Source organism: Aquipuribacter hungaricus (genome assembly GCF_037860755.1).
Lineage (GTDB): Bacteria > Actinomycetota > Actinomycetes > Actinomycetales > JBBAYJ01 > Aquipuribacter > Aquipuribacter hungaricus.
On sequence record NZ_JBBEOI010000213.1, the window covers coordinates 1 to 5,980 of the forward strand.

Below are 5,980 nucleotides of genomic sequence, written 5' to 3' on the forward strand. Positions count from 1 at the left end.
GTCCGACCGGCAGGTCCGGCGGGCACCGTCCGGTCCTCGGCGCGAGCCTGCGCACGCTCGAGGGCCGAGCGGAGCCGTCCGCCCTCCAGCAGCGCGTGGCCGAGCTGCTGGTCGGCGCGGTCCGCCCGACGGCGCTCCCCCGCCAGCTCGTGGCGGAGCGCGGCGACCTGGGCCTCGAGCTCGCTGACCCGCTCGTCCGCCGACGAGCCGGCGGGGCGGACCACGAAGCCGGCCTCCTCGAGCGCACGGACGCTCACCCGCCACTCGCGACCGTGGGCACCGTCGACCTTGTACGCCCGCAGCCCGCCGGCCCGGGCGCGCGACCGGAGGGCGGCGACCGGCACGGCGTACGTTCGTGACGCCTCGGCGAGCGTCAGGTGGACGTCGAGAGGCGCCGGGACGTCGACGGACGCGGCAGCGCCGACGGCGTGCTCACCGGTCATGGCGTCCCCCTCCTCTCCCGTGCTGTCGAGTGTGCGGCTGAGGGTCGGGGCGGCACCAGGGGCCCGCCCCGACCGATGGCACGGCCCCACCCAGCTGTTGCCGGGCGGGGCCGTGGGTCTGGGAGGTGGGTCAGGCGAGGCAGCCGCCGAGCGCGATGGTGCCGTCGATGGCCGCGATGCGGTCGAGGACCGCGGCGTACTGGGCCTGCAGGCCGGCGACCTTGGCCCTCTGGACAGTCACCGCGTCGCGGTTGACCTTCTTGGCGCTCTCCAGGGTCCGCAGGGTCGCGGACTCCGTGACGATCTTGGCGTCGAGCGCGTTGAGGTCGGTCTTGGCTGTGGTGAGCGCCGCCTCCTTATCGCTGATCTGCTGCGTGAGCGTGTTCAGCGAGGTCTGCAGCGGGGTGAGCTGGTTCTGCAGGGAGAGGATCGCGTTCTCGGCGGCGCTGATCGAGGTGTTGAGAGTGCCGAGCGCGGTGACGAGCTTGGCGACCTCGCCGTCGAGGCGGGCGACCTCGGCGGTCTCGGTGGTGACCGCGATGTTGGCGGCGGTGAGCGTGGCCTGGAGACCCGGCAGGGCGTCCTCGAGGGCCTTCAGCTCGCCCTGCTTGGCGGTGATCGCTGCCTTCGCGGCGTCAAGCCCCTCGGTGAGGCCGGGCAGGGACTCCTCGAGAGCGGCGATCTCCGCCTTCTTCATGGTGACAGCGCTGTTCGCGGCCGTCAGCGCCGTGCCAGCGGCGGACTGCGCGGCCTTGGCGTCACCCAGTGCCTCGGTAGCGCTGGTGACCTGCCCGTTGGCACCGGCGAGGCTGGTCTGCAGGCCCGACAGCTGCTGCTGCAGGTTGCTGCTCTCCTGCTGCTTGGCCGACAGGGCGGTGTTCAGGGTGGCGAGCTGGCCCTGGAGCTTGGTGAGGTCGCCGTTCAGCGCGGTGATCAGGGCGGTCCGGTTGGCGGCCTGCTGCTCGGCGGCGGCGATCTCCGCCTTCTTGGCGGTGATGAGGTCCTGCAGCTCCTTGGCTCGCGCGCCGCTGTTGTTGGCGAGGGCCTTGCGCTCCGCCTCGAGCTTCTCGAGCTGCGCCTTGAGCGCGGCCGCGTCGGCGACGGGCGCCGCGGTGGCGGCGGCGATCTCCTGCTTCTTGGCGGCGATCTGGAGGTCCGTGGTCGCGATGTCGCCCTGGAGCCCGACGATCTCCGCCTTGAGCGCCGGGAGCCTGGCGTCGATGGCGCCGATGCGCTGGGTCAGGGTCGTCACGCTCTCCTGGGCGAGGCGCAGGTTCTCCTCGGCCTTGACGACGGCGGCCGTGGCGGCGGCAGCGTTCGTGTCGGCGGTCTTGGCAGCGGTCTCCAGCGCAGGGAGCGCGCCGCGGGCGTCGGACAGCTTCTTGTCGGCCGCGTCGACCAGCTGCTGGGCCGCGTCGCCGGCACCGACGAGACCGGCGAGCTCCGTGGTGGCGGTCCCGATCGCGGCGACCTGCGCGTCGACCTTCGCCTGCGCCGCCGTCGCGGCGGTGGTCGCGCTGATGAGTCGGCTCGTGGCGGAGGTCAGCTCGGCCTCCCTGGTGGCGAGGCTGCTGACCGCTGCGGTCTTCTGCGTCTTCAGGCCGGTGAGCTCGGCCTCGGCGGCGGTCAGCTGTGTCTGCAGCGGCGTGATCTGGCCGACCAGCGTCGTCCTCTGGCCCTGGAGGGTCGTCAGCTCGGTGGTCGCGGCAGCGATGGCCGCGGTCATCGTCGCCTTGTCGGCCTCGAGCTTGGTGAGCGACATGGTCACCGTGTCGATCTGCCCGACGAGCGTCGCGTACTCGGCGTCGAGGGCGGCGATCTCCTTCTCGGCGGCGGTGATCTGCGCGGCAAGGGTGTTCTGTGTCGTCACCAGCGCGGCGCGCTCGGCGGTCAGCGTCGCGATCTGGGCGGCGTTCTGCTTGGCGGCGGCCTTGAGCAGGTTCGGCTGCGCGTTGCCACGGTGGGCCAGCTGGTTCGTCACGCCGTTGCAGATGCCGGCGGTGCCGGTGTTCGCGACGGCGACCGGTGCGGCGAAGGCGAGCAGGCCGGCGACGAGGCCGGGCAGGACGACGGCGGAGACGGCGCGACGGACAGGGGTGCGAGCGGACATGACGGAGCTCCTCGACGGTGGGGGTCCAGGCGCACGGGAGCGCCTGCTGACCGCGTCGGTTTCGCTGCTCGCTCCCCGGGGCCTAAAGCGACCAGTTGCTGGTCCCCGGATCAGTGCGTCACGGTCTGTCGTCGAGAACGGTACGAGCCCGGGGGCTGTCGTGGGAGCGGTTGTGGGCCGTCCGGGCGTTGAGATGAGGGATCTCAACGCCGTCCACGCTCAGCGGCCCGAGGCCTCCTGCGCAAGGCGGACCGCCGCGGCCCGGTCGGGTACCCGGAGCTTCTTGAGGACCGTCGAGATGTGCGTCCGGACGGTCACCTGCGCGACGAACAGCCGGGCGGCGATCTCCTCAGTGGACAGTCCCTCGGCCATGAGGTCGAGGATCTCCTGCTCGCGCGGGGTCAGCTGGGACGGCGACCGCTTGGGCCGCAGCGACAGCGGCCGCCGGGGCTCGGTCCTGAACTCGTCGACCACCTTGCGCACCAGCCACCGCGGCAGCGCCGCCTCGCCCGCCATCACCCCGCGCAGCGCGGGCGCGATGCGGTCGGGGTCCATGTCCTTGACGAGGTAGCCGGACGCCCCGGCACGCAGGGCGGCGAACAGGTCGTCGTCGTCGGTGGAGGCGGTGAGCATGACGACCACCACGCCCGGCAGGGCCTGGGTGATGTCGGCCGCGGCGAGGAGCCCGCTGCCGGGCATGCTGATGTCGAGCAGGCAGACGTCCGGGCGGTGCTCCGCCGCGGCGGCGAGGGCGCCCGACGCGGAGCCGGCCTCGGCCACGACCTCGCAGCCGCCGGCCTCCAGCGCCTCCCGCACCGTCTCGCGCGTCGGCGCGTGGTCGTCGGCGACGACGACCCTCAGCGGCGCGCTCATACCCAGCCCACCCGCACGGTCGTCCCCTCTCCGGGCGTCGAGCCCACGCTCAGCACCGCCCCGATGCCCTCGGCACGCTCCCTCATGCTCGTGAGTCCGAAGCTGCCGGGCCGCCCGGATGCCTCGGCGTCGAAGCCCGTGCCGTCGTCCTGCACCGTGAGCGACAGCGGCACCGCCTCGAGCCGCACGTCGACGCGCGAGGCCCGCCCGTGGCGGACGGCGTTGTGGAGGGCCTCGGTCGCGATCCGCAGCAGCGCCTCGGACATCGGGCCGTCGGCCTCGGCGTCGGGGTCGAGGGCTGCGACCACGGCGACGTCGTGCCGGCCCGCGAGCTCGTCGAGCGCCTGCTGGAGCACGACGGGGAACGGCTCGTCTCCGGCCCGGGTGAGCGCGGCGAGCGCCCGGCGCGACTCCTCGACCGCCCGGCCCGCCGCCGCCGCGATGCGTGCCACCGCCACGGTGTTGCCCGGGTCTGCGGTGAGCCGGCGCGACTGGGCGGAGATGTAGGACAGCTCCTGGACCACGCCGTCGTGGAGGTCGCGGGCGAGCCGTCGTCGGTCCTCGAGCACCGCGCTTCGCGAGCGCGCCTGCCAGAAGCTCGTGATCTCCTGGGCGGCCCCGACGAGCATGAACACGTAGAAGCCGAGGCGGAGCAGGTCGCCGGTGTAGACGTAGTCGCTGTACAGCGACGGGAACAGCAGGTAGTGCACCCGGGACGCCGACGCCAGCACGCAGCCGGCCGCCACCCAGCGCACGAGGGCGTCACCCGTCCGGTCGGCCTGCCTCGCGAAGGCGAGCGCTGCCAGGGCGTACAGCAGCGCACCGAGGCCCTGCGTGACGAGCACGAGAGGGTGGGCGACCAGCGACGGCCGGGTGCCGTCCGCCGTGAGGAACGGGTCCACGGCCGGCGGCAGGTGGTCGGCGAAGACGGCCCCGGTGCCCGCCGCGGTCCCGACGACCACGAGCAGGGCCACCGTGACGAGCGTCGCCGTCCGGCGGCCGACCCGACGGCGCACCGGCGTCCACGCAGCACCCGCGAGCAGCACGGTGCCCAGAAGCCGCACGGTCAGCGGTGCCCAGTGGCTGAGCTCCTCGTCCCGTCCCCGGGTGAGGGCCTCGGGCACCGCGGTGAGGACGAGGTTGGCCACCGCGACCACGCCCAGGGCGAGCATGAGCAGCAGCTCCTGCAGGCGCCCGTGCTGGGCGAAGCGCCCGAACACGAGGTAGAGCACGAGGAGGGCGACCACGGCGTTGGTCGTCTCGAGCATGACGTGCAGCGCGGGCGCCCGGTAGGCGAACCCCACGAACGGCAGGACCGCGACGGCCACCGTGAGGACCGCGGCGACCACCGCGGTACGGACCGCCAGGACGGCGGCGGGGCGCCGCACGGCCGGCGGGCTGCCCTCCCGCGGGGACGGGCGGGGGCGCCGGGCCACCGCCGCACGCTCCGTCGCGGCCACCCCCGGAGCGTAGGGCCGCCGCACCGGCCGGGACCGGTCTCTGGGCAGGCTGACCTGACGCGGACCTGACGCGCCCCGCCGCGGGTGCCAGCATGGCGGGCGATGACCCCCGACGACGCAGGCTTGCCACGCGACCGCACGCCCGACCCCGCACCCCGGCCGGACGCGGGCGGGCACGGCCCCGGCCACCTCGTCGGCGGCCGCTACGAGCTGGTCCGCAGCCTCGGCCGCGGGGGCATGGGCGTGGTGTGGCAGGCCCGCGACATCACGCTCGACCGCGCCGTCGCCGTGAAGGAGGTCACCTTCCCGCCCGGCCTGGACGAGCGGCAGCGCACCCTGCTGCGCGAGCGCACCCTGCGCGAGGCGCGGGCCGCCGCACGGATCCGCAGCGACGCCGCGGTCACGGTCTACGACGTGGTCGAGGAGGACGGGCGGCCGTGGATCGTCATGGAGCTGCTGCCCGCCCGGTCCCTGGCCGACGTCGTCCGCGAGGAGGGCCCGCTGGACGCCGGCGCCGCGGCGCGCGTGGGCCTCCGCCTGCTGGACGCGCTCGAGGCGGCGCACGCCGCGGGGGTGCTGCACCGGGACGTCAAGCCGGCCAACGTGCTCGTCGACGGCGCCGGGCGCGCGGTGCTCACGGACTTCGGCATCGCCTCGCTCGAGGGCGACAGCTCGCTGACCACCACCGGCACCGTCGTCGGCTCCCCCGGCTACGTGGCGCCCGAGCGAGGCCTCGGCCGCCCGCCGAGCGCGGCGTCCGACCTGTGGTCGCTCGGGGTCACCCTGGCCGCCGCGGTCCACGGCCGCCCGCCGTTCGAGAAGGACACCCCGCTGGCGACCATGGTCTCGGCCATGCAGGACCCGCTGCCCGAGGCCGTGGTCACCGGCCCGCTCGGCGAGGTCGTGGCCCGGCTGCTCGAGAAGGACCCAGCCCGGCGCCCTGACGTGGCCACGACGCGGAGCCTGCTCCTGGCGGCGGCCGCGGCCCCGGCGGGCCCGCGGACGGGGACCGCCACGACGACCGTGCTGCCCGCGGCGGCCGGCGGCCTCATGCCGCCCACCGCCGAGCGCACGCAGGCCCTGCCCCACGTGCC

General features: G+C 74.8%; 5 protein-coding genes. 1 reads left to right on the top strand and 4 read right to left on the bottom strand.

Annotation, left to right across the window (positions count from 1 at the left end; genetic code table 11):
* From WCS02_RS16365 to WCS02_RS16380, 4 genes are all read right to left on the bottom strand, one after another.
* Positions 1–443, bottom strand: a 443-nt coding sequence (locus WCS02_RS16365) for a hypothetical protein (protein ID WP_340295167.1), incomplete at its 3' end; no start/stop codon positions are given.
* Positions 444–573: 130 nt separating this feature from the next.
* Positions 574–2,553, bottom strand: coding sequence for a coiled-coil domain-containing protein (locus tag WCS02_RS16370; RefSeq protein ID WP_340295169.1), 1,980 nt, complete (start codon positions 2,551–2,553; stop codon positions 574–576).
* 219 nt (positions 2,554–2,772) lie between these two features.
* Complete coding sequence (locus tag WCS02_RS16375; protein WP_340295171.1) at positions 2,773–3,426, bottom strand: response regulator; 654 nt, start codon at positions 3,424–3,426, stop codon at positions 2,773–2,775.
* Entirely contained in the window at positions 3,423–4,886 is a 1,464-nt protein-coding gene (locus tag WCS02_RS16380; RefSeq protein WP_340295173.1) for a sensor histidine kinase, read from the bottom strand. The genes WCS02_RS16375 and WCS02_RS16380 overlap by 4 nt, the downstream gene beginning before the upstream one ends.
* 102 nt (positions 4,887–4,988) lie before the next feature.
* Here WCS02_RS16380 and WCS02_RS16385 point away from each other — a divergent pair.
* On the top strand, positions 4,989–5,980 hold a 992-nt coding region (locus WCS02_RS16385), incomplete at its 3' end, for a serine/threonine-protein kinase (RefSeq protein WP_340295175.1).